Genomic DNA, 21,490 nt, shown 5'->3' on the forward strand with positions numbered 1-21,490 from the left:
CGTAGGGCGGGAAGGACGGTGCCGGGGCGCCTATTCGAACTCGAGCCGCATGGATCGGGCTGCGAAGTGAAGTAGCAGGGCGAATCCGCCGATCGAGACCACGACCGGTGACCATACGACGAACGCCATCAGAACGGCGACGTCCTCGATCACGACGACGTACGCGGCAATGAACGTCGTCGCTGCGATGCAGAACACGATGTGGAACCCGAGCATCCATCGCTCGAAGAAGAATCCGACGAACATGCCGATTTCGATGAGGAAGGCCGTCTTGCCGAGGGTGATCTCGGGCGGGAAGTCCGCTACGAGTGTCGCCGAGACAATAGCGATGTCGGCGATCACGACGAAGGCGAAAGCCTGCCCGAGAGTCGGCCACCGTCCGAACATCCAGAATGCGCCCATGACGTACGCGGCGATCATCGACGTCCATTGCACCGCTGTCGGAATCGGTGTTCTCGCGCCGTACCCGAACGCCATCTCCAACGTGACGATGACCGCCATGCTCAGGGTCGCCAGCGCGATGACCTTCTGGACGATGCCGGTCACCGCCAGCGAGGACATCAGATCGAGGCCCCATTCGTAGTGCTCTTCCGACGATGCCACTGCACTTGTCATCTACATCCGCCCCTTGTGTATCGCGTACGGCTGCCCGATTGAAACACACCCATCCGGGCTCTGAGCTGGGTTTGCATCGAATCGACAAACGGCACGCCGGAACATGTCACCTGTGTAATGTGTGCGGTTGTCCTAACAAATAAGGAGACGTCATGCGCATCGGAGTTGTCGGATACGGAGTCGGTGGACGGTACTTCCACGTGCCGTTCGTGCAGGCGGCCGAGGGGGTCGAGCTCGTCGGTGTCGTGACGCGCTCACCCGAGCGGGCGGCGCAGGTCGAGAGCGATGCCCCCGGGACACCCGTCTACGCCAGCCTCGGTGAGCTCGTCGATGCCGGCGTCGACGCGGTCACGATCACCACGCCACCCGAGACGCGGCGCGAGCTCGTTCTCGAAGCGCTCTCGCGTGGCGTACACGTCATCGCCGACAAGCCGTTCGCTCCCGATCCGCAGGGCGGACTCGACCTGGTCGAAGCGGCTCGGGACGCGGGCCTGCTGCTGAGTGTGTTCCAGAACCGCCGCTGGGATGCCGACATTCGAACACTGCGGGCTGTGATCGACAGCGGCGAGCTGGGGCGTATCTGGCGCGTCGAATCGAGATTCGATCTCGACGAACCCGCAACGCTGGAGTTGGGGCCGACCGGTGGTCTGCTTCGTGACCTGGGCGCACATCTCGTCGACCAGGTCCTGTGGCTGTTCGGACGGGCGAGAGCGGTGTACGCGCGCATGGATTGGATCGGGGAAGGCGACCAACGGACCGACAGCGCGTTCGTCGTCGACATCGATCACGTCGGAGGCGTGCACTCCACGGTGTCGGCTACGAAGGCCAATCACTTCCAGGCCAAGCAGCTGCGCGTCTACGGTACCGACGGAAGTTACTACTCCGACGGAACCGATGTGCAGGCGCAGGCGATCTTCGGCGGACGACGTCCGTCCGAGAATCGTGACAGCTGGGGTTACGAGCTCGAAGAGCGTTGGGGCACACTCCATACCGGATCGGGCGCCAGGAAGATTTCGTCCGAGCAAGGAAGCTATCAGGACTACTACAGCGCGTTCGCGGCAGCCGTGGACGGTGTCGGGCCGCAGCCTGTGCCCGGGTCCGACGTGATCCACACGCTCGAGGTCCTCGACGTCGCTCGGCGTGCCGCAGAGACCGGAAAGGTCATCGAGCTGCCCGTGTCCTGAGGCGACCGAGCATGGAGCAGGCGACGGTGGAGATGCTCGGACATCGTTGGTGGAAGAGGCATTCTGGAGTTCGCGAGATGGTCGGAGCTGCCTGATCCGGGGGGGGTGGGCACCGCGTTGGTTGGCGCAGCATGATTTAGCATTTCATTTCCAACCGTCATCACCGGCCAGACAGAGGGGACTTCCATGCCCGAGCGTTCGGCACCACTGCAGAAAATGGGTTTCTTGACGATCGGTCTGTTCGACGAGAATCGGCCAGAGCTCGGGCACGAGTCGACGCTGGAAATCATCGAGCTCGGGGAGCGACTCGGCTTCGACAGTGCATGGCTGCGTCACCGCCACCTGCAGTTCGGAATTTCGTCGCCGATCGCCGTCATGGCAGCCGCGTCGCAACGCACCCGCAGAATCGGCCTCGGGACGGCGGTCACGCCGATGGGTTGGGAGAACCCGATTCGCCTGGCCGAGGATCTGGCGACCGTCGACATCCTCTCCGGTGGCCGGGTGAATCCCGGAGTCAGCGTCGGAACTCCCATGCAGTACGACCGGGTCAAATCTGCGCTCTACCCGGACACCGCAGACGTCGAGGATTTCGGCTACGAGCGTGTGCACCGTCTCCTGCGCGCAATCGAGGGCACGCCGGTCTCGGAATGGAGTGGGACCGAGGGCATCGAGCAGTTCTCCGATCGAGTGCAGCCGCACTCGCCGGGGTTGCGAAGCCGAATGTGGTACGGCGGGGCCAGTCTGCGTTCGGCTCAGTGGGCAGGCGAGTCGGGAATGAACCTCCTCGTCAGCAGCGTCGTCAGAGCAGAGGACGCCACCGACTTCGACGAGATCCAGCTCTCGCACATCAGGCGGTTTCGTGAGCACCATCCCGATGGTGATCGTGCTCGCGTCTCGCAGGGGCTCGTGGTGATTCCCACGGACTCCGCAACGGCCGATCAGGCCGCGAAGTATCGGGAGTACGCACGCAGTCGATTCGACCGAACCCTGCAACCTCAGGGGCCGGCACGGATGATGTTCGCCGCTGACCTGGTCGGTACTTCCGAGGAACTGGCGGAGAAGCTGTATGCCAACCGGGCATTCACCGAGGTGGACGAAGTCGCGTTCGCATTACCGTTCAGCTTCGCCCATGACGACTACGTACAGATCTTGACCGACATGGCGACGAAGCTGGGACCCGCGCTCGGGTGGGTCAGCGCCGAGTGATGATGTCGGCGATGTGCCGACGTGCGCGCCTTCCCTCGGGAATCGGCAGGAGCGGGTAGACGTGCAGCATGCCGCGTTCTTCGTGATAGTCGATCGTGGTTCCGGCCGCGGCCGCGAGACGGACAAGGGCGCGGGCATCGGCGTTCGCGATGTCTCTGGTTCCGCTGAACATCGTCACCGGAGCCAGGTTTCGTATCTCGCCCCGTAGTGGGCTCACCCTGGGATCGTCCTCGGGCAGGCTGCCTCGATACAGGATGCCTGCGAGCTTGGTACCCGGAATGCCGAGCCAGGGATCGGTCGGGGCGATCCGTTCGATCTCGGGGTCGGTCATGCTGACGTCCAGCCATGGTGAGATCAGGATCGTATGGCGATTCTTTCCGTGCCCGGTGTCTCTGAGTTGCTGTGCCACAACGAGAGCAAGTCCGCCGCCCGCGGAGTCTCCCATCAGAACGACATCGTTGCTGCCGTACCGAACCATCGCCGCCGCTGCGATATCGGTCGCGACGGCCACCGTCGATTCGGCCGTCGCCGACGGTGCGAGGGGATAGATCGGCACGAGGAACGTGACGCCGGTGCGCGCGACGAGTCCGGCGATCGTTCTCCAGTGCGTCGACGTGATTTCCCACAGGTAGGCGCCGCCGTGGAAGTACACGACGGTCCGGTCGGTGACGGGCCCACGCGGCGATACCCGGAAGACCGGCCACTCGTCGTGATCGTCACGGACGATGGATACCTTCCGCCCCAGCGACGTCGGCGGTGCATACGACGCAGGCTCGGCGGACATCTTGTCCACGTGAGCTTGCGTGCGTTCTGCCGAGGAGTACCGGCGCTTCGATCCGCGCACGCGAACGACCAACGGCATCAAGGCGGACGCGAGACTGGGCATCGCACCAACGATGCCACAGCGGTCGCGCGTCGTCGCATGTCAGGTGTGAGGGTGTCGCGGCGAGGGTACCCACGTCGTCTGCAGGACAGTCACTCCGGAAAGGCACACGATGGTCCAGGTTCAACGAACGTTCGTCGTCCGCACACACATCGACGTGGTGGTGCAGTACATGCGGGATTTCGCGCACGCCGAACAGTGGGATCCGGGAACACAGAAGTGTGTACGAACGACACCGGGACCGATCGGGGTGGGGACGGAATGGCACAACGAGTCCAAGCTTTTCGGCATCGGTACCGAGTTGACGTATCGAATGGTCGAGGACGCCCCGAATCGGGTGACGTTCGAGGGTACGAACAAGACTGCGCGGTCGGTGGACGACCTGTCGTTCGAAGCGTCGGGTCCCGGCTCGACCGAGATCACCTACATCGCGAACATCACGTTCAACGGTATGGCGAAACTGGTCGATCCCCTTGCAAAGCTGGCGTTCGAACGTGTCGGGAACCAGGTGGTTCCACAGGTGACGAGGATCCTCGAGGCGCTTGGGTAACCGCACACACGGACACGGCCTCGGCGCGTGATGCGCCGAGGCCGTGTCCGTTGGTGCCGGTTGGTATCAATACCAGGTCTTGCGTCCACCGACCGCGCGGCCTGCGGTTCCGAGAAGTGTCAGTACTGCGCCGACGACGACGAGAACGATACCGATGATCCAAAGGATCTGGATCGACGCCAAGAAGCCGATAAGGGCGAGGATAATTCCTAGGACGATCACTGTGGTTCCCTCTTTCGATAGTGGACCGCCTGTGCGGTCTTCGTTGATCTGCGTTGATCGCCAATCATGAAACAACCTACCGCGATATTCATCGAATCTGCAGTCGCAGTGCGGATTTCGTGTCTATCACAGTCGCCTCGCCTGTACACACCGACGCGAAGCTACGACGATATGACCTCGCGTGTGCCATTGGAGCGGCTCACAAGATGTCATCGCCGTGGCGTCGCCACCTGCTGGACGATCAACGGTTCGAGCACCGATCGGAAGAACACCGGCAAGACCGACTACCCCGCTACGAGAGGGGTCAAACCAGATTCCGATCGATGACTTCGAACGAGTAGAAGTGGCCGCGGTGAGCTGGTAAGCCTGTATTCATGGACGTACGGAACAGCACGTCGAAAGCGAAGAACGAAGCCGCCACGGGAGCGGCGCCGTGCCCTGTCGGGACGTTCCAGTACGACGTGGCGAACGACGCGTTGGACTGGTCGGACTCTCTGTTCCAGATCTACGGATACGAGCCCGGCGAGATTCGGCCGACCACTGCGCTGCTCGTCGAGGCTTCGCATCCGGACGATCGCGCCCAAGTGGTACGGGTGCTGGCGACCACCCTCGAGACCGGAGTCGGTTGTGTGCACGCGCACCGGATCGTGACTCCCGCGGGCGAGACTCGGCACATCGTGATCGTTGGCAGCGGGGTGAGGAACGAGTCGGGCGAGGTCGATCGCTTCACCGGCTACGCAGTGGACGTCACTCGCACGACAGAGAACGTCGTCAGCGCAGGCGTCAACGACGCCCTCCAATCCGTCGTGGCCGCACGGGCGGTCATCGAGCAAGCGAAGGGCGTCTTGATGCTTGCGTTCGGTGTCGACGCGGACACCGCATTCGGCGTCCTGTCATGGCAGTCGCAGACCTACAACCTCAAACTGCGGGCACTCGCGGAACGAGTCGTCGCCGATGTGGCGTGCGTCGACCGTTCCAACGAGAACCTACGCGCGCAGATGAGCCACGTAGTGCTGACCGCGCACGAACGTGTGGGCAGTTGATTCCTGTGGTCGAGTGACTTGCGGGGTCGATCCGGTCAGCCGGGGTCGAGCTTGTCAGCCGGCGTCGGATGCTGCTTCGGTCTCGCTGGAGGCTCCGCTCGTCGAGAGCTTGCCGCCCGAGTTCTCCAGGTGAGCACGCACGAACCAGTGGAACAGCTCCAGCTGACCGCTCTGGCCGATCAGCAGGTCCTCGGTGACCGGGTCGATCTTGCCGGTCTCCTCGATCGCCTTTCTGGTATCTCCGATCACGCCGACGTACACCAGGTCGAGAGCGCCGAGGTGTTCGATGGCGGTGGCACGGCCGATCGAGTAGTCGTCCCACGTGCGGTCCTTGACGATGGTCCCCGGAGTGCCGAATGCGGCAGATCCGAGTGTGGCAATGCGCTCGGCCACATCGTCGGCGAATCCGCGGACTGCCTCGACCTGGGGATCGAGCATCTCGTGGACAGCGATGAAGTTGGGGCCCACCACATTCCAGTGGATGTGCTTGAGCGTCAAGTGCAGATCGTTGTATGCCGTCAGGCGGTTCTGCAGGACAGCGGCGACACGCGAACCTTCGTCGGTGCTCAGGCCGGGAACGGTGTACGAGTTCGAGTTGGTCATGACGGGGGTCTACCCGCGTCGGGGACACGGGAAACACCGGAATCACACAACAGCGCCCCGTGTGCGAACACACGGGGCGCTTGTGGAACTAGTCGTCCTTGCCGAGACTCGGTTGCTCGGGTCGGGATCGTTGCTCGTCCTCGTCTTCGTGTTCGACCGCCTCTTTCGGGGGGCGCTTGAGGCTGAGGATGATCGACCCGGCCAATACGGTGATGATCACCGCAAGGCTGACGAGCGACGGGATCTCGGGGATCGACGTGCTGATCACCTTGTGGCTTGCCTGCAGAATCAGCTTGACGCCGATGAACCCGAGGATGATCGCAAGTCCCTTGGAGAGGTAGTGGAACTTGTCGAGCAGACCCGAGAGCAGGAAGTACAGCGCACGTAGTCCGAGGATCGCGAACGCGTTGGACGAGTACACGATGAACGGGTCGTCGCTGACCGCAAGCACGGCCGGGACACTGTCGACCGCGAACACCAGGTCGGCCGCTTCGATGGCGACCACGACGGCGAGCAACGGCGTTGCGACTCGTTTGCCGGCCTCCATGACGAAGAACTTGGTGCCGTCGTACTCGTCGCGGACGGGAATGACCTTACGGAGCAGGCGAACGGCAAGAGAGGTACTCGGATCGTACGAGTCCTCCTCGTCCTTCATGAGCTTCCATGCGCTGTAGAGCAGGATCGCCGCGAAGACGAACAGAACGACCGTGAACTTGGACACGATCGCCACACCGGCGGCGAGGAAGATGCCGCGGAAGATCAGCGCGCCGACAACACCGAAGAACAGAACGCGGTGCTGATATTCACGGGGAACCTTGAAGTAGCCGAAGATCAGCGCGAATACGAAGAGGTTGTCGACCGAGAGACTCTTCTCGAGCAGCCAGGCCGTCGTGAATTCGACACCGGCGTTCCCGCCGAGCGTGAAGGTGACCACGACTGCGAAGATCAGCGAGACGCCGACCCACACTGCGCTCCACCAGGCTGCTTCCTTGAATCCGATGATGTGAGCGCCGCGGTGGGCGAGTAGGTCGATGGCGAGCATGATGACGACGACGGCAGCGAATGCCGCCCATGCCCATACGGGAACGTTCATCGGCGGGTGTCCTTGCCTGTGAATCGGGAACCGAGGCTCTTCAACTTGGCCTGGTTCTCGGGCTTGGTGGCGAAGGCCTTCGCCTGTGCGATCAGTTTCTTGCCCTGCGGGCTGCGGGCGAAGGTCTTCACTGTCTGGGTCAGAGACGCCATGATTGCTGGTTCTCCTTCGGTCGGTATTACTCGGCGGCGCTTGTCTGCGCCGCGACTCCTCAAGTGTGCCTGTTGTGAATGCGGCATGCACCGTTCGAACTCGGACATGTTTTGCCCGTTTTCGTTGCCGTGATCCGGCAATGAGGGACGGTTTCAGCCTCGAGTACGTGGCCAATCGAGAAGCTTGGCCCCGAAGACGGCGGTCTGCAGCGCGAATCGTTCACCGGGATCTGCGACATCGTGCCCGGTCACCTCGGCGATTCGGGTGAGTCGATAGGTGACCGCTCGTACCGACAGATGCAACGATCGGGCGGTCATCGCCGCATTGCCTCCGGATTGGAAGAATGCGAACAGGGTGTGCAGCAATGGCTCGGCGCCGCCGCGGGCGGACAGCAGCGGCGTGAGAACCGTCTCGACGAGATCGGTGATCGCCGGTCTGTCGTCGAGAAGGACCCGGTAGACGAGGAGCTCACGGGCGTCGACCACCGGCGCGTCCAGGCCCAACTTGGCCGCGAGATCGAGCGCGTCCACCGCTTCGCGATACGACGACGCCACCCCGGCTGCGCTCGGGCCTGCGCGTCCGACGCCGATGCTGTGGCTCCAGCCGTCGGTACCGTGCGACTGCCGGACGGCGGTTCTGACGCGTTCGACCACGTGCGTCACTGCCCTGGGATCGGGTGCCGCGAATACGACGACCAGTCGGCCTTCCTTACTCGCGACGAGCGATCCCGCATCACCCTTGGTGCCTTCGACTGCGCGCTCGACATCGCCGATCACCGTGCCACCATCGGTGAAGGGTGTGCTCGCGGTGATCACTGCGACGCAGTGGGGACCGGCGAGGTCGAGGCCGAAGTTCTCGGCTCGTCCCAGCACGCCCGCCACGTCGGCACCGCCGGAGAGCAGGTCGTCGACGAATTCACGTCGGGCCGAGACCTCTGCACGGACAAGAGCGCGGCGGGCGAGCTGAAATCCTTCGGTGAGTTCGGCGACCGCGTCGTCGGACGCTCGCAGCATCACCTCGCCTGCGGTCACGACGGCCTGGGGGTTTCGTTCGGCGTCGACGACAGCGGGCAGCGTGCGCCACAGACGCCACACCGAAGACAGATACAGGTCGAGGAGGGCTCGCAACGCAACCCCGTGCCGGGCGGCGGCATCACCCTTGATGCGCAGTGTGCCGAGCTGGCGCCGGGTCAACGGCCGGCCTGCGGACACCGCGGAGGAGAGCACCTCGAGGAAGTCGCCGAGCAGATCCGTCGACAGGCCGCCCGCGTCCAGTGCAGCGAGGCGCGCAACCTCGTGCACGGCGTCTTCGATGGGTGGTTCCGGCTCCGATGACATTGCGTCGATCCTAGGTCGCTAGGCCACAAGCACGCGAAAAGTCATCGATTCAACGCCAGTACCGACAACAATTCGTATGCCACGTGTGCGGCAGCGATTCCGGTGATCTCGGCGTGGTCGTATGCCGGCGCCACCTCGACGATGTCGGCGCCGACGACGTCGACCCCGACCAATCCGCGCAGTGTGTTCAGCAGCTCGCGCGACGTCATTCCACCCGCCTCCGGCGTACCGGTGCCGGGTGCGTGTGCCGGATCCAGGACGTCGATGTCGACCGAGACGTAGACCGGGCCGTCGCCCAGACGCCTGCGCATGCGCTCGACGATGCCGGCGATACCGTCGACCTCGTAGTCGTCGGAGCGGATGACCTGGAAACCGAGCACGCGGTCGTCCTCCAGGTCCTGTTCGCTGTACAGCGGTCCGCGAATTCCGATGTGCTGCGAACGCTCCAGATCGATGAGCCCCTCTTCACTGGCCCGCCGGAAAGGAGTGCCGTGTGTGTACGGCGCGCCGAAGTAGGTGTCCCACGTGTCGAGGTGAGCGTCGAAGTGCAACACCGCGATCGGGCCGAGATCGCGCGCGAGGGAGCGCAGAATCGGCAGCGCGATGGTGTGATCTCCGCCCAGGGTCAGTACGGACGAACCGTCGGCACGAAGATCGGTGATCGACGATTCGATGGTGTTCAAGGCTTCGGTGATGTCGAAGGGATTGACGCCGATGTCCCCGAAATCGGCGACCTGTTGCTTCGCGAACGGAGCGACGTTGAGCGCAGGGTTGTACGGACGCAACAACTTCGACGCAGCACGAATGTGAGCGGGGCCGAACCGGGCGCCCGGGCGATAGCTGACGCCCGAGTCGAACGGGACACCGAGAATCGTCACGTCCGCGCGGGAGACCTCGTCGAGCCGGGGAAGCCTCGCGAAGGTGGTCGGTTCGGCGTAACGAGGCACCTTCGTCGCGTCGACGGGGCCGACCGGGCCGATGGGGCCGATGGGCGAGTCGGTGGTGTTCATCGGCGGCTCCTTCGTCGTCGTGAAGGTAGCGTCTCCCGCAACGACACTCTTGTCAACACATGTTTCCTATGTAGATACTCGAAGGAGACAGTGGGAGGAAACAGATGAGCCTCGCGGGTGCGAGTCCGACGATCGGACGGCAATTGAAGGAGGCGCGTCACGCGAAGCGGCTCACGCTCGACGGTCTTGCCGCATCCTGTGGGGTGACGAAGGGGTATCTGTCGAAACTCGAACGCGACCTTCTTGCGCCGTCGGTGGCCACTCTCGTCCGAATCTGCGACGCTCTCGATCTCGCGGTCGGCTCGCTGTTCGACGACGCATCCGTCGGGGAAGTGGTCCGCGCGAAGTCGAGGCCGCGTGTTGCGTTCGGCGGTCACGGAATGTCGGAGTATCTGCTGACACCGACACGTGAACGGCGACTGCAGGTTCTGCTCGGAGACATCGACGACGGCGGCGGAAGTGGTGACGAACCCTATACCCTCCCGGTCGATGTCGACTTCGTGTACGTGCTCGAGGGATCGTTGCGCATCGCCTTCGCATCCGATGAGGACGCGAATCCGGCAGAGGTCACACTCGATGCGGGAGACGCATTCACCTTCTCGCCGCGGCGCAGCCACAATTTTCGCGCGGTGTCCGGACCGACCCGCGTGGTGTGGGTGCTGAGCCCCGCTCTTCCGGAGACACCTGCTCTTCCGGAGACCGACCGGCCTCGTGTTGACGGACTCGCAGCGACGCCCGACACTCGAGCGAATACTCGTGGAGGCAACCGATGAGCACTCGTGTCAGGGCGTCGCTGTTCCAGGGCCCCGAAATGTCCGGCGACGTCGCATGCAATCTCGACGCGATCGAGCACGCGGCGACCCGCTCTGCGGAGGCGGGCTCGGCGGTCCTCGTCACGCCGGAGATGTCGGCCACCGGATACGACATCGGAGACCTCGTGCACGAGCGTGCCGAATCGTCCGACGGGCCGATCTTCCTGGCGGTGTCGGAAATCGCGCGCAGAGTAGGGGTGGCCGTGGTCTACGGATATCCCGAACGTGCAGGCGGCAGGGTCTACAACTCCGTGCAGGTCGTGGACGCATCGGGGACTTCGATTGCGCGATACCGCAAGACGCACCTGTTCGGTGATCTCGATCGCGGCCGTTTCCTGCCGGGCGAGGAACTCGTCGTGCAGTTCGAACTCGGCGGAATCGTCTGCGGCTTACTCACGTGCTACGACGTCGAATTTCCGGAAACTGTTCGCGCACATGCCGATGCGGGAACGCAGTGGCTCGTCGTACCCACGGGTCTGATGGTTCCGTTCGACATCGTCGCGACGCACATCGTCCCTGCGCGGGCATACGAGAGCCAAGTGTTCGTCACCTACGTCAACCGGTGTGGGCGTGAGCGCGATCTGCAGTACTGCGGGTCGACGTGCGCGATCGCCCCCGACGGAACCGAACTCGGCCGAGCCGGACGTGGCGAGGCAACACTCACCGTCGACATCGACCCCGCTGCTCTCGATTCGTCACGGGCGATCAACACTCATCTCGACGACCGCAGACGCGACCTGTACACCCCGCGAACCGGATAGGCGGCCGATGACCACACCCGTGAGCCCCGACAGCACGACGTGGGATCAGCAGGAACCACCGTTGACCATGTTCGGCCCGGACTTTCCGTTCGCCTACGACGACTATCTCGCGCATCCAGCCGGGCTCGGTCAGGTCCCCGGGGCCGCGTACGGCACCGAGGTCGCGGTCGTCGGGGGTGGGCTTGCGGGAATGGTGGCCGCGTACGAGTTGATGAAACTCGGCTTGAAACCGGTTGTGTACGAATCGGATCAGATAGGCGGGCGAATGCGCTCGGTGCCGTTCGACGGCTACCCCGGCGTGGTCGCGGAAATGGGCGCCATGCGATTTCCGCCGTCGTCGACCGCGTTGTTCCACTACCTCGATCTGGTCGGGCTCGAGACCGAACCGTTTCCGAATCCTCTCGCCGAGGTCACCCCGAGTACGGTCATCGACCTGAAGGGGACCAGCCACTACGCACAGAGCCTCGAAGACCTGCCTCCGATCTTCGCCGAGGTCGCCGACGCGTGGCAACGGTCGCTCGAGCAGTACGCCGAACTCGTTCCGTTGCAACGTGCGATACGGAAACGGGACGTCGCCGAGATCAAGCGGATATGGAACGACCTCGTCGTGAGGCTCGACGATCAGAGTTTCTGGGGATTTCTCGCTGCTTCCGAACACTTTCGGTCGTTCACGCGTCGAGAAGTGTTCGGGCAGGTCGGATTCGGAACAGGAGGATGGGACACCGACTATCCCAACTCGATCCTCGAGATTCTCCGTGTCGTGGTGACCGCGGCCGACGACCATCACCGTGGAATAGTCGGCGGTGCACAGCAATTGCCGCTCGGGCTGTGGAATCGCATCGCCCCTGCCGCACACTGGCCGCAGGGTACATCGGTCGCCGGCCTGAACGGGGGAGCGCCGCATCCACGGGTGACCGAGTTGCGGCGTTCGGAGGCGGGCACCGTCGTCCACGACAGCTACGGAGGCGTTCACACCTATCCGGCCGTTGTGGTCACCGCACAGAGTTGGATGCTGCTCAGCAGCATTCACTGCGACGACGATCTGTTCCCGATAGACCACTGGACGGCGATCGAGAGGACCCACTACATGGGTTCTACCAAGGTTTTCGTGCTCGTCGATCGCCCGTTCTGGAAGGACAAGGACCCGGTCACCGGACGTGACGTGGTGAGCATGACGCTCACGGACCGGATGAGCCGTGGAACGTATCTACTCGACCAGGGCGACGACCGTCCCGGGCTGATCTGCCTGTCCTACACGTGGTCGGACGACTCGCTCAAGCTTCTCGCACTGACCCCCGCCGAGCGTATGAACATCGTGCTGCGCTCGCTGGAGGGGATCTATCCCGGTGTCGACTTCAGAAGCCATGTGATCGGCCATCCGGTGACGCTGTCGTGGGAGGCCGAGCGTGATTTCATGGGCGCGTTCAAGGCGAACCTGCCGGGCCACTACCGATACCAGGAGCGGCTTTTCGGACATTTCGTGCAGAAGGATCTCGCGGCGAGACACCGCGGTATCTTTCTGGCCGGAGACGACATCTCGTGGACAGCGGGGTGGGCCGAAGGTGCCGTTCAGACGGCACTGAACGCCGTGTGGGGCGTCGTGCATCATCTCGGCGGTGCGTCCGCATCGGAGAACCCAGGCCCTGGCGACGTGTTCGACGAGATTTCTCCGTTGCGGTTGGACGATTGATCTGAAAAGTGTCCACATGCGCTACGGTCGGAACGGGTCGGCGCCGCGTCGGGGGCGGCGCCGAACCCGTTTTCACCGCGGTCAGTCCAGTGCTCGATCGTGCTCGGTCCCCGCCGCTCGATGCAGCAGCGGCTTGGTGCGGTACTGGATCAACTCGCTCATCGCGATCGACATGTTGGTTCGCTCGACGCCGGGAATCTTCAGGATCAGACCTGCGACGCGGTACAGGTCGTCGGCATCGACGGCAGCGATGCGAATGTGCATGTCCGAGGCGCCGGACAATCCGAACACCTCCAGTACCTCGGGGATGGTTCTCAGATGCGCGGTGACCTCGGCGAGCTTGTGCTGATCCACGCGGGTCGTCACGAAGGCCTGGAGCGCATAGCCGAGACTTCGCGGTCGCACCCGGTGGTCGATAGGGGTGAGGGTGTCCTTCTCCTCCCAGCGAGTCAGCCTCGCCTGCACGGTATTACGCGACAATCCGAGGTTCGTGGCGAGCTCGACACCGGTGGCGCGGGGCCTGTCGCACAGGGCGAGGAGAAGTCGGGCGTCGGTTCGGTCCAGATCCGTCATGCGTCCACGATATGCGGCGGAGCTGCACACCTCGCCGGATCGAGGTCGGCGACGTCGAGGCCACGTGCCGCGACGTCGACGGGCAGCCCCTCGCCGCGGACGAGGGCGGCGCCGACACGAGCGAGCGCAGCGCACGTCTGGATGCCGTATCCGCCTTGGCCCGCACACCAGAAGAATCCGTCGACGTTCGGGTCGAAACCCACAACGGGCGTTCGATCGTGGACGAAGCTTCGCAGTCCTGCCCACGACGACCGCACGTGACGGGCTTCGAGCGTCGTTGCCTCGTGAATCGCATCGAGCGCGCGAGCGATCTCCGTCTCGTCCGGGCGCGCATCGGTCGGCTCGGTGGAGGTCTCGTCGGCGGGGGAACACAGCATTCGGTCGCCCTCGGGTTTGAGGTAGAACGATTCGTCGATATCGCTGAGAGTGGGCAACTGTCGAGTGTCCACGTCGTCCGGAGTGTCGAGTACGAATATCGTTCGGCGCAGAGGCCGGAGACCGACGGGCGATGCTCCGGCGAGTGCGGCGACCGAATCTGCCCATGCGCCTGCCGCGTCGACGACGACCGGTGCGCGGCGCCGCGTTCCGTCCGCCGATGTCACCGTCCACGCTCCCGCAGTCCGCTCGAGCGCCACGACGCCACTGCGGGTCGCCACGACGCCTCCGCGTCGGCGCAGGCCGCGTACGAATCCCTGGTGCAGCGCATGAACATCGACCTCCATGGAGCCGGGTTCATGGAGTGCGAGATCGACAACGCCCTCGCGTAACAAGGGGAACAACGTGCGCGCCTCGTCCTCGGTGACCAGTCGCGCGTCGGGTGTGAGGGTGCGGACCTGCTCGAACATCGCCTCCAGTGCCTCGCCTCGACCGCGGGCAGCGAACTGGAGCAGTGTTCGCCGAGTGAGCAGCTCGGTGTCGAAGTGCTCGGGTGGGCCTAGAAGGAAGCTCCTGCTCGCGGTCGTCAATGCCCGGATCGCAGCATTGCCGTACGTCTCCAGAAACAGTGCAGCCGACCGGCCGGTGGTGTGATAGGCCAACGTCGATTCCTGCTCGAGCAAGCACACCGATCGATCGTGGGAGAGCTCGTATCCGAGAGAAACCCCTCCGATACCCCCTCCGACCACGATGACGTCGAATTTCTCGGGTGGCTCGTTCACCGGCTCGACTCTACTGGCGCTGGGTTCGCTGGACTCGGTGTGTACAACGAGGACACGCTGGTTACTGTCTACCCATGGCAGAGACACGCATAGGTGATCAGTTCCAGTTGTCGGGTGCGTGGAACTTCCGTGACGTCGGGGGAGCACGCACGGACGACGGACGAGTCGTTCGATCCGGGGTGTTCTTCCGATCCTCGGAGCTGAGTCGGTTGGACGATGCAGGCCGGGAAGAGGTGACACGACTCGGTATTCGCCGGGTGTTCGATCTTCGCGCCGATGCGGAAATCGAACGAAGTGGCGCCGATCGAGTGCCGGACGGCGTCACGGTCGTCAACATTCCCTTCCACAACGACAAGGGCGAACGGGCCCCGCACGAGACGGCGGCAGAAGCCGCCGATGCGCAAAGCACCATGATGTCGCTGGCCTACACGTCGTTCCCGACGCTAGAGGGTGCTCACGCTGCGATTCGTGCCGTGATCACCGAGCTCGGGCGCGGCGAGGCGCCTCTTCTGGTGCACTGCGCGGCAGGTAAAGACCGCGCAGGCTGGACGGTCGCCACGGTGCTACGAGCCGTCGGTGTCCGGGACGAGGACGTTCTGTCGGACTTCCTTGCGAGCAATGCCGCCGCAGCCCCCTTGAAAGCTCATCTCCAGGCCGTTTACGCGCCATTGGTCGCTGGGCCGATCGAGCCCTCCGACGACGTTCTGGGGGTCACGGAGGACTACTACCGCAGCGGTCTCGACGTCGTGGCGCAGAAATACGGGTCGTTCGAGGCCTATGTCGATGCGCTCGGGGTCACCGCCGGGGACATCGACACGCTGCGTGCTGCGTTGCTTCGCGATGCCGATTGACCTCATGCACGTACCCTGACCAACATGCGCACTGGCGATACCGCGCCGGACTTTCGGCTGCCCGATCACACGGGAAGCATCCGGAGCTTGAGCGAACTGCTGGACAGTGGCCCTGTGGTGCTGTTCTTCTACCCTGCTGCTTCCAGCCCGATCTGTACGGCCGAGGCCTGTCACTTCCGTGATCTGGGGCGCGCTTTCGAAGCACTGGGCGCCCAGCGTGTCGGCATCAGCACCGATACCAGAGACAAGCAGTCGCATTTCGCGCTGCAGCGGTCGTTCGACTATCCGCTGCTCGCGGATTCGGACGGTTCGGTCGCCGAGCAGTTCGGCGTCCGCCGTGGAGGCTGGCTGACGAGACGTCGGCGCAGAAAGGAAATCGAGAGAGGTAAATCACATGCCGTGAAACGCGGTCCGATACGTCAGTTGCTCTCGGTGAAGCGAACTACGTTCGTCATCGATCGGAATCGGGTGGTGCGGTTGGTGGTCGCGAGTGAGCGCTCCAACGTCCACGCGGACAAGTCGCTGGACTATCTACGCTATCTGTCCTGATGTGCCTTCGCCGCTGAACAGGGCTGTGTAGACGGCGGGCTCCTTGTTCTCGGCCGGCGAATCGTCGGAGGCGGAATCCATGTGGCTGAACAACGCTTCGATCTTCTTGGGTGATTCCATCGGTCGAGCATGCTCTCGATCCGGGGAAAATGCCACTCGGACGCGCGGAGAGCCCGTCGAAAATATTGACGGGCAACGTGTTTGGCACACCTCTTCCAGGGTGAAACACTGATGGCATGCGTGACCTCGATACCGTCCTCGCCGGCCTGCGGCGCTACCCCGACGCCGAAGCTCCCAATCTGTTCGCCTCGGACGCGGCGGATCGTCTGATTCTCGATACCGCCTCCGACGTGCTCGCCGCCGCCCGCGGCTCCGACGTCGTCGTGATCGGTGACCGATACGGCGCCCTGACACTCGGTGCGGCCGCGGCGCACGGTCTCACCGGCCTGCGGGTTCATCAGGATTCGGTGACCGGTGAAATAGCGCTGAGGCGCAACGCCGCCGAGTTGGGTATCGACGCTTGTGTCAGTTGTCCGCTCGACGAGACGCTGCTGGCGGGTGCGAAGGTCGTACTGATGCAACTGCCGCGCAGTCTCGCCGAGTTGACCGAGATCGCGGAGACGATCGCCGCGTTCGCAGCGCCTGGGGTCCAGGTTTTCGCCGGTGGCCGCGACAAACACATGACGCCGGCGATGAACGGCGTTCTGGGTGCCTGCTTCGAGACCGTCCGTGCCGGTCGCGGACGTCAGAAGGCTCGGGTGTTGACCGCGGCCACCGCGATTTCTCCGACGAGCCGGACCTACCCGGTGACCGAACGGATCGACACCATCGACCTGTCCGTCGTTGCGTACGGGGCCGTGTTCGCGGGCGCGAAGCTCGACGTCGGAACTCGGTTTCTGGCGTCATTCATCGGCACGATGCGGCCGGGCGCGGCGGAGATCGTCGACCTCGGTTGCGGGACAGGGATTCTCGCGTGCCTACTGGCGAGATCCAACGATCGCGGCCACGTGATCGCAACCGACAGGTCGGCAGCAGCGGTTGCATCGGCGTCGGCCACAGCCGAGGCGAACGGACTCGACATCACCGTGCTGCGCGACGACGCGATGTCCACTCTGGGCGACGACTCCGTGGATCTGATCGTGTGCAACCCGCCGTTCCACGAAGGGGCATCACTGCACACCGGAAGCGCCGAGAAACTCTTCGCCGCAGGCCAACGAGTTCTCCGTCCGGGCGGCGAGATGTGGACGGTGTACAACTCGCATCTGAATTACCGCGGCACGCTCCGAGCGGCGGTGGGGCCGACCGAGACCATGGGCAAGAACGCCAAATTCACGGTGACTCGGTCGGCCTTGGCCTGAGCTACTCGACCGGTCCGCCGTCCTCCGGTGTGCCGTCGATCTGGCCGCGGTCGCGGCCGCGGTCCTCCACCAAGGTGCCCTCGACGATCTCGGCCTGACGCTGTCCGTCGGCGTAATCGATGTCCGGGTCCTCGTCGGAGTCGAGAATCTCGTGGTCGACGAGCTCTTCGGTCAGCTCGTCGTCCGGGGTCTCCGACACCGAGCGCTCCTCGTCCTCCAGCGGGGTGTCGGGCTCTTCCTCGCTCAGCTTCTCGTCCAGGCTCTCGCCCTCGCGTGCCTCTTGCGCGGTGGTACCGAACTTGTCCGCCTCGCTCCAATGGTCGGGCGCATCGACCACGGTGTCTCCGTCGTCGTTGCGTACCTCGTCGGAGTCGAGGCTCTCACTCTGGTCGAGTGTCTGGTCGGTTCCGTCTTCGATGCTCATTGTTCGATCATGCCCGTAAGTGCTTTTCCGGAAACAGGGCGCAGGTTCCGCAGCCGGCCCGATGACACGGTAGAGTCCGAATTGTCTGAAGTTCCCTCGTCCGACTGGGAACTTTTGTCCGTATGTGGCACGTTTTACATGCAACTGCCGGGAAATGCCCCGGCGTCGGGCCTGACACTACGTAAGGGCTTGCGCTCTTAGAAGGGATGTAACACGGTGCGCACCTCCAGCAACCCGGTGTTCCGCAACCTGCCCAAGCAGGAGGGCGGCGGATACGCCACTTTCGGCTCTGCGACGGCTGGCGCCTCGCAGGCCGCACAACAGTTCGGGCAGCCGGGAACGCTGCCGGATCCCTACCAGACCGGGCCCACGTCCCGTGCGATGACGATCGATGACGTCGTCACCAAGACCGGCATCACGCTCGGTGTTCTGACGGTCACAGCGATCATCTCCTACGTCCTGTCGACGAACAACGCATCCCTGGCAACGGCTTTCGTCGTCGGTGGCGGTCTCGTCGGTCTCGGTTTGGTTCTCTTCGCGACGTTCGGTCGCAAGATGGACAACCCAGCCATCGTTCTCGCCTATGCAGTTGCCGAAGGCTTGTTCCTCGGTGCGTTGTCACGAATGTTCACCGGTGTGGAGTTCGGCGGCGTCGGCGGAACTGCAATGATCGGACAGGCCGTACTCGGCACGTTCGGTGTGTTCTTCGGCATGCTGGTGGTCTACAAGACCGGCGCCATTCGCGTCACACCCCGCCTGACTCGGATGATCATCGGCGCGCTCATCGGTGTCGTGGTCCTCGCACTCGGAAACCTCGTCGCGAGCTTCTTCGTGGACGGTGGCCTCGGCCTCCGCGACGGCGGCGCCATCGCGATCATCTTCAGCCTCGTCTGCATCGGTATCGCAGCCTTCAGCTTCCTGCTGGACTTCGACCAGGCAGACCAGCTGATCCGCGCTCAGGCTCCGGAGAAGGCAGCGTGGGGCGTCGCACTCGGTCTGACGATCACCCTGGTGTGGTTGTACGTCGAGATCCTGCGTCTGCTCAGCTACTTCAACAACGACTAGCTTTCGACGAAGGCCCCGCACTCGTGACGAGTGCGGGGCCTTTCTCGTACCCGGGGTCGATCACGACTATCGGGCAATGACGACGTACATCAGCTGAGGCGCTCGAGCACCATGGCCATTCCCATGCCGCCGCCGACGCACATGGTCTCGACGCCGAACGTCTTGTCCTGCGTCTTCAGGTTGTTCAGCAGCGTCGTGGTGATACGCGCACCCGTCATACCGAAGGGGTGTCCGACGGCGATGGCACCGCCGGAGATGTTGAGCTTGTCGTGGTCGATACCGAGGTCGCGCGCCGAGCCGAGTACCTGGACGGCGAAGGCTTCGTTGATCTCGAACAGGTCGATGTCGGAGATCGAGAGGTTCGCGATCGACAGTGCGCGACGGGTCGCTTCGATGGGGCCGAGGCCCATGATCTCCGGGGAGGTGCCGGTGACGCCGGTCGAGACGATCCGGGCCAGCGGGGTGAGCCCGAGTGCCTTCGCCTTGGTGTCGCTCATGATGACCAGCGCGGCTGCGCCGTCGTTGAGCGGGCACGCGTTGCCTGCGGTGACGGTGCCGTTCGGCCGGAAGACGGGCTTGAGTCCGCTGATCTTCTCGTAGGTGGTGCCGGCGCGTGGGCCGTCATCGGTGGATACGACGGTGCCGTCGGGCAGGGTGACCGGGGTGATCTCGCGTGCGAAGAAGCCGGAGTTGATCGCCTCTTCGGCACGGTTCTGGCTGCGTACGGCCCAGTGGTCCTGCTCCTCGCGGCCGATGCCGGTGAGCAGTGAGACATTCTCGGCGGTCTGGCCCATGGCGATGTAGGCGTCGGGGAGGTCGCCGTTCTCGCGAGGGTCGGTCCAGCTGTCGGCGCCTTCTTCCTGTGCCTTCTTGGTGCGGGCTTCGGCGGCTGCGAAGACCGGGTTGTGGCTCTGGGGAAGTGAGTCGGAGCTGCCGTGGATGAAGTTGGAGACGCTCTCGACGCCTGCGGAAATGAAGACGTCGCCTTCGCCTGCCTTGATGGCGTGCAATGCCATGCGGGTGGTCTGCAGCGAGGACGAACAGTAGCGGGTGATGGTGGTGCCCGGGAGCGAGTCGTACCCGAGGAGCACTGCGACGATGCGTGCCAGGTTGTTGCCCTGCATGCCGCCCGGAAGACCGCAGCCGAGGAGGAGGTCGTCGATGTCGGTCGGATCCAGCTCGGGTACCTTCGCCAGCGCGGCGGCGACCATCTGCACGGTCAGGTCGTCGGGGCGGATGTCTTTGAGCGAACCTTTCATCGCACGGCCGATCGGTGAGCGAGCGGTACTGACGATCACTGCCTCTGGCATGAACTCTCCTTTGTTGGGGGACTACGCACCCGGCAAGTTACCGCCGAGTACGTGAGTATGTGTCGAACTTATCGCGGCGCGTTCGCCTCCGAAATTTCGGCTCCTCGTCGGCGGATGAACCTGTCGATCGAGGCTGCCGCACGAGGGGCGAACCGTCGTGATTCCGCGACGGCCGAGATCTGGGGAAGGTCGGGCAACGGGCCACCCCTCCACTCGCCGAGTGCTGCGGCGAGGACGGGAAGCAGTTGCCGCGCGGCCAGTTCGTAGCCTGCGGCCGACGGGTGGAACCGGTCGGCGGAGAACATCGTGTCGGGGGCGGCGAGGAACTCCGGCGCCAGCAGGTCGGCGAGGGCGACGGGGTGGCCGCCCGCCGACAGCGTGTGCGCGCTCTGTGCACGAGCGAGGCGATGCCCCCAGTTGCGGACGATCGTGCGCAGTGGCTGCGGAATCGCCGTCACCACCCCGAGGTCGGGGCACGTTCCCACGACGACGACGGTTCCCGCGTCGGTCAATCGCTGCACTGCGTCGCCGAGGCGAGTTGCCGACGCCGAGATCGCGAATTTCTTGGTGACGTCGTTGGCGCCGATGAGGATGACGGCCGCATCCGGCGGTGGGCCCGCCACGAACATCGCGTCGACCTGGCCCTCCAGGCCCTTCGAGGTGGCGCCGCCGATCGCTTTGGTGCTCAGGCGGATTCGCTTGCCGGTCTCGTCAGCCAGTCCGCGGGCCAGACGGACGCCCGGCACTTCGTCGGCAACCACGCATCCGACACCCGCCGCGGTGGAGTCGCCGAAGATCATCAGGTGAATATCTGCTGAACTTCCGCTGCGCCACGGCTGCGGGCGGCGATCACCCGGCCCGTACACCCCGTCGGCCTCGGGAGGCTTCGCGGTGCTGCGGCCGATGACACCCCGCGCCGACGACGCCTGCGACATCAGGTGCCGATACGCCGCCCACGACGCAGTCCCAGCTGAGGAGCCTGCCAGAACCGTCGCCACGCCTGCCTTGGCGGCCGTACGCCATCGACTCACGGGCACTGGT

The 21,490-nt window shown here is 64.2% G+C and carries 25 protein-coding genes; 11 read left to right on the forward strand and 14 right to left on the reverse strand.

Translation table 11 applies throughout. From position 1 onward, the window contains the following. Positions 1-30: 30 nt before the first annotated feature. Positions 31-615, reverse strand: a complete 585-nt coding sequence (locus tag RY1_RS09760) for a giguanylate cyclase (RefSeq protein WP_072803319.1) — start codon at positions 613-615, stop codon at positions 31-33. Positions 616-767: 152 nt separating this feature from the next. Between RY1_RS09760 and RY1_RS09765 the strand changes: the two genes are divergently transcribed. Next, the gene (locus RY1_RS09765) at positions 768-1,799 is read left to right on the forward strand and encodes a Gfo/Idh/MocA family protein (RefSeq protein WP_072803320.1); all 1,032 of its coding nucleotides are present in this window, start codon (positions 768-770) and stop codon (positions 1,797-1,799) included. A 186-nt stretch (positions 1,800-1,985) separates the two neighbouring features. Continuing rightward, a complete protein-coding gene (locus tag RY1_RS09770; RefSeq protein ID WP_072803321.1) occupies positions 1,986-3,005 on the forward strand; it encodes an LLM class flavin-dependent oxidoreductase in 1,020 nt (339 codons plus the stop codon). Here the strand turns inward: RY1_RS09770 and RY1_RS09775 are convergent. Then, positions 2,992-3,891, reverse strand: coding sequence for an alpha/beta hydrolase fold domain-containing protein (locus RY1_RS09775; RefSeq protein WP_072803322.1), 900 nt, complete (start codon positions 3,889-3,891; stop codon positions 2,992-2,994). The two genes, RY1_RS09770 and RY1_RS09775, sit on opposite strands and share 14 nt — an antisense overlap. 109 nt (positions 3,892-4,000) lie before the next feature. On the opposite strand from RY1_RS09775, the gene RY1_RS09780 reads away from it, so the two are divergent. After that, positions 4,001-4,438 (forward strand): SRPBCC family protein, encoded by a 438-nt coding sequence (locus tag RY1_RS09780; protein WP_072803323.1) that lies wholly within the window; start codon positions 4,001-4,003, stop codon positions 4,436-4,438. 66 nt (positions 4,439-4,504) lie between these two features. On the opposite strand, the gene RY1_RS30085 is transcribed toward RY1_RS09780, so the two are convergent. Beyond that, complete coding sequence (locus RY1_RS30085) at positions 4,505-4,660, reverse strand: DUF6131 family protein (RefSeq protein WP_169914624.1); 156 nt, start codon at positions 4,658-4,660, stop codon at positions 4,505-4,507. Between the two features lie 374 nt (positions 4,661-5,034). On the opposite strand from RY1_RS30085, the gene RY1_RS09785 reads away from it, so the two are divergent. Continuing rightward, complete coding sequence (locus RY1_RS09785; RefSeq protein WP_084727289.1) at positions 5,035-5,703, forward strand: PAS and ANTAR domain-containing protein; 669 nt, start codon at positions 5,035-5,037, stop codon at positions 5,701-5,703. 54 nt (positions 5,704-5,757) lie between these two features. On the opposite strand, the gene RY1_RS09790 is transcribed toward RY1_RS09785, so the two are convergent. The 5 genes from RY1_RS09790 to speB all read right to left on the reverse strand — a co-directional run bounded on the left by RY1_RS09790 (position 5,758) and on the right by speB (position 9,899). Then, positions 5,758-6,306, reverse strand: coding sequence for a Dps family protein (locus tag RY1_RS09790; protein WP_072803324.1), 549 nt, complete (start codon positions 6,304-6,306; stop codon positions 5,758-5,760). 88 nt (positions 6,307-6,394) lie between these two features. Next, positions 6,395-7,399 carry a TerC family protein gene (locus tag RY1_RS09795; protein ID WP_139279789.1) on the reverse strand — a complete coding sequence of 335 codons (1,005 nt, stop codon included), beginning with the start codon at positions 7,397-7,399 and terminating at the stop codon, positions 6,395-6,397. Beyond that, a complete protein-coding gene (locus RY1_RS30090) occupies positions 7,396-7,551 on the reverse strand; it encodes a hypothetical protein (RefSeq protein ID WP_169914626.1) in 156 nt (51 codons plus the stop codon). The genes RY1_RS09795 and RY1_RS30090 overlap by 4 nt, the downstream gene beginning before the upstream one ends. Before the next feature lie 153 nt (positions 7,552-7,704). After that, positions 7,705-8,889, reverse strand: coding sequence for a PucR family transcriptional regulator (locus RY1_RS09800; protein ID WP_072803325.1), 1,185 nt, complete (start codon positions 8,887-8,889; stop codon positions 7,705-7,707). Between the two features lie 41 nt (positions 8,890-8,930). Beyond that, positions 8,931-9,899 (reverse strand): agmatinase, encoded by a 969-nt coding sequence (gene speB, locus RY1_RS09805; protein WP_072803326.1) that lies wholly within the window; start codon positions 9,897-9,899, stop codon positions 8,931-8,933. A 104-nt stretch (positions 9,900-10,003) separates the two neighbouring features. Here speB and RY1_RS09810 point away from each other — a divergent pair, with 104 nt between their 5' ends. From RY1_RS09810 to RY1_RS09820, 3 genes are read left to right on the forward strand one after another with little or no spacing between them, the layout of a single operon-like run. Continuing rightward, positions 10,004-10,672 (forward strand): helix-turn-helix domain-containing protein, encoded by a 669-nt coding sequence (locus tag RY1_RS09810; protein ID WP_072803327.1) that lies wholly within the window; start codon positions 10,004-10,006, stop codon positions 10,670-10,672. Beyond that, positions 10,669-11,472 (forward strand): carbon-nitrogen hydrolase family protein, encoded by an 804-nt coding sequence (locus tag RY1_RS09815; protein WP_072803328.1) that lies wholly within the window; start codon positions 10,669-10,671, stop codon positions 11,470-11,472. The genes RY1_RS09810 and RY1_RS09815 overlap by 4 nt, the downstream gene beginning before the upstream one ends. Before the next feature lie 7 nt (positions 11,473-11,479). Then, positions 11,480-13,162 carry a flavin monoamine oxidase family protein gene (locus RY1_RS09820; protein ID WP_072803329.1) on the forward strand — a complete coding sequence of 561 codons (1,683 nt, stop codon included), beginning with the start codon at positions 11,480-11,482 and terminating at the stop codon, positions 13,160-13,162. Positions 13,163-13,243: 81 nt separating this feature from the next. Here the strand turns inward: RY1_RS09820 and RY1_RS09825 are convergent, their stop codons facing one another. After that, positions 13,244-13,735 (reverse strand): Lrp/AsnC family transcriptional regulator, encoded by a 492-nt coding sequence (locus tag RY1_RS09825; protein WP_072803330.1) that lies wholly within the window; start codon positions 13,733-13,735, stop codon positions 13,244-13,246. Beyond that, a complete protein-coding gene (locus RY1_RS09830; protein ID WP_072803331.1) occupies positions 13,732-14,892 on the reverse strand; it encodes an NAD(P)/FAD-dependent oxidoreductase in 1,161 nt (386 codons plus the stop codon). The genes RY1_RS09825 and RY1_RS09830 overlap by 4 nt, the downstream gene beginning before the upstream one ends. A gap of 74 nt (positions 14,893-14,966) precedes the next feature. Between RY1_RS09830 and RY1_RS09835 the strand changes: the two genes are divergently transcribed. Together RY1_RS09835 and RY1_RS09840 are read left to right on the forward strand one after the other, a co-directional pair. Beyond that, positions 14,967-15,743: a tyrosine-protein phosphatase gene (locus RY1_RS09835; RefSeq protein WP_072803332.1), complete on the forward strand. Its 777-nt coding sequence runs from the start codon at positions 14,967-14,969 to the stop codon at positions 15,741-15,743. Between the two features lie 24 nt (positions 15,744-15,767). Continuing rightward, positions 15,768-16,292, forward strand: coding sequence for a peroxiredoxin (locus RY1_RS09840; RefSeq protein WP_072803333.1), 525 nt, complete (start codon positions 15,768-15,770; stop codon positions 16,290-16,292). On the opposite strand, the gene RY1_RS30095 is transcribed toward RY1_RS09840, so the two are convergent. After that, positions 16,275-16,412, reverse strand: a complete 138-nt coding sequence (locus RY1_RS30095) for a hypothetical protein (protein WP_169914628.1) — start codon at positions 16,410-16,412, stop codon at positions 16,275-16,277. The two genes, RY1_RS09840 and RY1_RS30095, sit on opposite strands and share 18 nt — an antisense overlap. 116 nt (positions 16,413-16,528) lie before the next feature. On the opposite strand from RY1_RS30095, the gene RY1_RS09845 reads away from it, so the two are divergent. Next, entirely contained in the window at positions 16,529-17,650 is a 1,122-nt protein-coding gene (locus tag RY1_RS09845; protein WP_072803334.1) for a class I SAM-dependent methyltransferase, read from the forward strand. A 1-nt stretch (position 17,651) separates the two neighbouring features. Here RY1_RS09845 and RY1_RS09850 read toward each other — a convergent pair whose 3' ends face one another. Next, entirely contained in the window at positions 17,652-18,074 is a 423-nt protein-coding gene (locus RY1_RS09850) for a hypothetical protein (protein ID WP_072803335.1), read from the reverse strand. A 216-nt stretch (positions 18,075-18,290) separates the two neighbouring features. Between RY1_RS09850 and RY1_RS09855 the strand changes: the two genes are divergently transcribed. After that, entirely contained in the window at positions 18,291-19,139 is an 849-nt protein-coding gene (locus RY1_RS09855; protein ID WP_072803336.1) for a Bax inhibitor-1/YccA family protein, read from the forward strand. 89 nt (positions 19,140-19,228) lie between these two features. Here the strand turns inward: RY1_RS09855 and RY1_RS09860 are convergent, their stop codons facing one another. Both RY1_RS09860 and RY1_RS09865 read right to left on the reverse strand, forming a co-directional pair. After that, positions 19,229-20,449, reverse strand: a complete 1,221-nt coding sequence (locus RY1_RS09860; protein WP_072803337.1) for an acetyl-CoA C-acetyltransferase — start codon at positions 20,447-20,449, stop codon at positions 19,229-19,231. 68 nt (positions 20,450-20,517) lie between these two features. After that, positions 20,518-21,486, reverse strand: coding sequence for an SGNH/GDSL hydrolase family protein (locus RY1_RS09865; RefSeq protein WP_072803338.1), 969 nt, complete (start codon positions 21,484-21,486; stop codon positions 20,518-20,520). Between the last annotated feature and the right edge of the window lie 4 nt (positions 21,487-21,490).

It is taken from the genome of Rhodococcus yunnanensis NBRC 103083, assembly GCF_001895005.1.
Lineage (GTDB): Bacteria > Actinomycetota > Actinomycetes > Mycobacteriales > Mycobacteriaceae > Rhodococcoides > Rhodococcoides yunnanense.

Coding starts and splice junctions, on each gene's coding strand:
- RY1_RS09760 (WP_072803319.1), bottom strand. CDS start 615: ATGACAAGTGCAGTGGCATCGTCGGAAGAGCACTACGAATGGGGCCTC.
- RY1_RS09765 (WP_072803320.1), top strand. CDS start 768: ATGCGCATCGGAGTTGTCGGATACGGAGTCGGTGGACGGTACTTCCAC.
- RY1_RS09770 (WP_072803321.1), top strand. CDS start 1,986: ATGCCCGAGCGTTCGGCACCACTGCAGAAAATGGGTTTCTTGACGATC.
- RY1_RS09775 (WP_072803322.1), bottom strand. CDS start 3,891: ATGCCCAGTCTCGCGTCCGCCTTGATGCCGTTGGTCGTTCGCGTGCGC.
- RY1_RS09780 (WP_072803323.1), top strand. CDS start 4,001: ATGGTCCAGGTTCAACGAACGTTCGTCGTCCGCACACACATCGACGTG.
- RY1_RS09785 (WP_084727289.1), top strand. CDS start 5,035: ATGGACGTACGGAACAGCACGTCGAAAGCGAAGAACGAAGCCGCCACG.
- RY1_RS09790 (WP_072803324.1), bottom strand. CDS start 6,306: ATGACCAACTCGAACTCGTACACCGTTCCCGGCCTGAGCACCGACGAA.
- RY1_RS09795 (WP_139279789.1), bottom strand. CDS start 7,399: ATGAACGTTCCCGTATGGGCATGGGCGGCATTCGCTGCCGTCGTCGTC.
- RY1_RS30090 (WP_169914626.1), bottom strand. CDS start 7,551: ATGGCGTCTCTGACCCAGACAGTGAAGACCTTCGCCCGCAGCCCGCAG.
- RY1_RS09800 (WP_072803325.1), bottom strand. CDS start 8,889: ATGTCATCGGAGCCGGAACCACCCATCGAAGACGCCGTGCACGAGGTT.
- speB (WP_072803326.1), bottom strand. CDS start 9,899: ATGAACACCACCGACTCGCCCATCGGCCCCATCGGCCCGGTCGGCCCC.
- RY1_RS09810 (WP_072803327.1), top strand. CDS start 10,004: ATGAGCCTCGCGGGTGCGAGTCCGACGATCGGACGGCAATTGAAGGAG.
- RY1_RS09815 (WP_072803328.1), top strand. CDS start 10,669: ATGAGCACTCGTGTCAGGGCGTCGCTGTTCCAGGGCCCCGAAATGTCC.
- RY1_RS09820 (WP_072803329.1), top strand. CDS start 11,480: ATGACCACACCCGTGAGCCCCGACAGCACGACGTGGGATCAGCAGGAA.
- RY1_RS09825 (WP_072803330.1), bottom strand. CDS start 13,735: ATGACGGATCTGGACCGAACCGACGCCCGACTTCTCCTCGCCCTGTGC.
- RY1_RS09835 (WP_072803332.1), top strand. CDS start 14,967: ATGGCAGAGACACGCATAGGTGATCAGTTCCAGTTGTCGGGTGCGTGG.
- RY1_RS09840 (WP_072803333.1), top strand. CDS start 15,768: ATGCGCACTGGCGATACCGCGCCGGACTTTCGGCTGCCCGATCACACG.
- RY1_RS30095 (WP_169914628.1), bottom strand. CDS start 16,412: ATGGAATCACCCAAGAAGATCGAAGCGTTGTTCAGCCACATGGATTCC.
- RY1_RS09845 (WP_072803334.1), top strand. CDS start 16,529: ATGCGTGACCTCGATACCGTCCTCGCCGGCCTGCGGCGCTACCCCGAC.
- RY1_RS09850 (WP_072803335.1), bottom strand. CDS start 18,074: ATGAGCATCGAAGACGGAACCGACCAGACACTCGACCAGAGTGAGAGC.
- RY1_RS09860 (WP_072803337.1), bottom strand. CDS start 20,449: ATGCCAGAGGCAGTGATCGTCAGTACCGCTCGCTCACCGATCGGCCGT.